Source organism: Winslowiella iniecta, from assembly GCF_001267535.1.
GTDB lineage: Bacteria > Pseudomonadota > Gammaproteobacteria > Enterobacterales > Enterobacteriaceae > Erwinia > Erwinia iniecta.
In genome coordinates, this window is the sequence record NZ_JRXE01000014.1 from 125,617 (window position 1) to 128,084 (window position 2,468).

A 2,468-nucleotide genomic window follows, 5' to 3' on the forward strand; every position below is an offset into this window, starting at 1 on the left:
AGCCCCGTCTTCCTGATAGCTGATTAAGTGGCTGCGACGCACGCCGCTGCGGCAGGCTTTTACCGCACCACGCAGAAAACGCACGGTACCGGAGAGGTAATCGCCGTGGACTTCCTGCGCTTCAATTCGCTGTTGAGCATCATTCGGGAACAGTTCAGAGATAATCTCGCCCTGATCATTGGTGACACCTTGCTCTGAGCAGAAGCCAATCATCTTTTCTGCTTTTAACTTGATCGCCAGCTGGGTCGCCACTTCTTCTGACGTCAGGTTAAAACTCTCGCCGGTGACGGACACCGCAACTGGCCCCATCAGCACAATGGCACCGCTGTCGAGCTGGCGATGGATCGCCTCTTCGTCGATACGACGAATGCGTCCACTGTGGCAATAGTCGACGCCGTCGTCGATGCCCAGCGGCTGCGCGATAATAAAGTTACCGCTGACCACATTAATATGCGCACCCTGCAATGGCGTGTTGTTCAGGCTCATCGACAGCCGGGCGGTGATATCCAGTTGCAGACGACCTGCCGCCTGTTTGACCAGCTCTAACGACTGCGCATCGGTAACGCGGGTGTGCTTATGATAAACCGGTTCAAGTTGATGCTCAGCCAGGTTGGTGTCAATTTGCGGGCGGGCGCCATACACCACCACCAGCCGGATGCCGAGGCTGTGTAGCAGGCCGATATCATTGACGATGCTGGAGAAGTTTTCATGCTCGATCGCTTCGCCACCCAGCATAATGACAAACGTCTTGCCGCGGTGCGCATTGATATAGGGAACGGTATGGCGAAAACCCTGAACCAGCTCAGTACTACGTTCCTTCACGGCCAACCCTCTTTGCATTTTTATTCGGAATTTCTGTATTTTTATTCTTTTATTGCCCGCGATGCAAGAGGCAATTATCCTTAGTTATCACCAGTTACGCGACTTTCCCCCCGCTAATTCTCTGCATTTATTCGCTTTTTCCGGGTGACAGCGTTTAATGGATTCGCTAAAGTTTTTGCCATCCTGGTTTTTTTTGGCTGTTTTTTAGACACACCACAGTAAACTGGAGCGGCATGTCCCAATCAAACTCATTCCTCAGTCGTCGCCGATTGTTACAAAGCGCCGGCGCGGTTTGGCTGCTAAGCGTTAGTCAGGTTGGCATGGCTGCCAGCAGTCATGTGGTTGCGGTGCGCATCTGGCCCTCGTCAACCTACTCCCGCCTGACACTGGAATCTAACGTCCCACTTAAATATAAGCAGTTTGCCCTGAGCAACCCGGAACGCGTGGTCATCGATATCGAAAATCTGCACCTCAATCAGGTAATGAAAGGGGTGGGGAAGCTGGTACTGAATAACGATCCCTGGATTAAAAACGCCCGAGTAGGGCAGTTCGATAAAAATACCGTGCGGCTGGTGCTGGAACTCAAGCGCAGCGTGGCTCCGCGTATTTTCACCCTGCCGCCGGTTGCCGGCATCAAAGATCGTCTGGTGCTCGATCTCTATCCGTCGCAAGGTAATGTGGCAGATGATCCGCTGCTGGCATTGCTGGAAGATTACAATCAGGGCAACCTGGAGAGAACTCAACCTGCCGCCGCGCCGTTACCGGGTAAAGCCGGACGCGATCGACCGATTGTGATTATGCTCGATCCGGGGCATGGCGGTGAAGATCCAGGGGCGATAGGTAAGCATAAGACGCGCGAAAAAGATGTGGTATTGAAGATCGCCCGTCGTCTGAAAGCGCTGATCGACAAGCAACCGAATATGCGGGCGTATATGACCCGCAATGAGGATGTGTTTATTCCGCTGAAAGTGCGTGTCGCCAAAGCGCGTAAGCAGCGCGCCGATCTGTTTGTCTCGATCCATGCCGATGCTTTTACTAACCGTGCCGCGCGCGGTTCATCGGTATTTGCCCTGTCGACCAAAGGGGCGACCTCAACGGCAGCGCGTTTCCTCGCGCAAACGCAGAACGAATCCGATTTAATTGGTGGGGTAAGCCGCAGTGGCGATCGCTACCTCGATCACACCATGTTCGATATGGTGCAAAGCCTGACCATTAATGACAGCCTGAAATTTGGTAAAGAAGTCCTGTCGCGACTGGGTAAGGTGAATCATCTGCATAAACGCACTGTCGATCAGGCGGGCTTCGCGGTACTTAAGGCTCCGGATATCCCGTCGATTCTGGTCGAAACGGCGTTTATCAGTAATCTGGAGGAGGAGCGTAAGCTGCGTACGGCAAAATTTCAGCAGCAGGTTGCAGAATCTATTCTGGCCGGAATTAAGGCGTATTTTGCCAATGGTGGGGCAGTCGCAAGGAAATAGCAAAGAAGGGCGGCGTTTTCGTCGCCTGTGCTGCTGGCAACAATGGGGGAGTGGCGAACGCCAGATACAAAAAAACACCCTTTCAGGTGCTTTAATAGTGGTTGCGGGGGCCGGATTTGAACCGACGACCTTCGGGTTATGAGCCCGACGAGCTACCAGGCTGCTCCA

General features: G+C 53.4%; 2 protein-coding genes. One reads left to right on the top strand and one right to left on the bottom strand.

The genetic code is table 11. The features are described from left to right. Nucleotides 1–840 (bottom strand): amino-acid N-acetyltransferase (gene argA, locus NG42_RS11615; RefSeq protein WP_241488345.1); only part of this gene is annotated, 840 nt, incomplete at its 3' end. A 215-nt stretch (nucleotides 841–1,055) separates the two neighbouring features. On the opposite strand from argA, the gene amiC reads away from it, so the two are divergent. Next, the gene (gene amiC / locus NG42_RS11620) at nucleotides 1,056–2,300 is read left to right on the top strand and encodes an N-acetylmuramoyl-L-alanine amidase AmiC (protein ID WP_052899518.1); all 1,245 of its coding nucleotides are present in this window, start codon (nucleotides 1,056–1,058) and stop codon (nucleotides 2,298–2,300) included. Nucleotides 2,301–2,468: the final 168 nt, after the last annotated feature.

Bases quoted from the DNA above. Each gene is read 5' to 3' on its own strand.
- amiC (WP_052899518.1), top strand. From the start codon at position 1,056: ATGTCCCAATCAAACTCATTCCTCAGTCGTCGCCGATTGTTACAAAGC.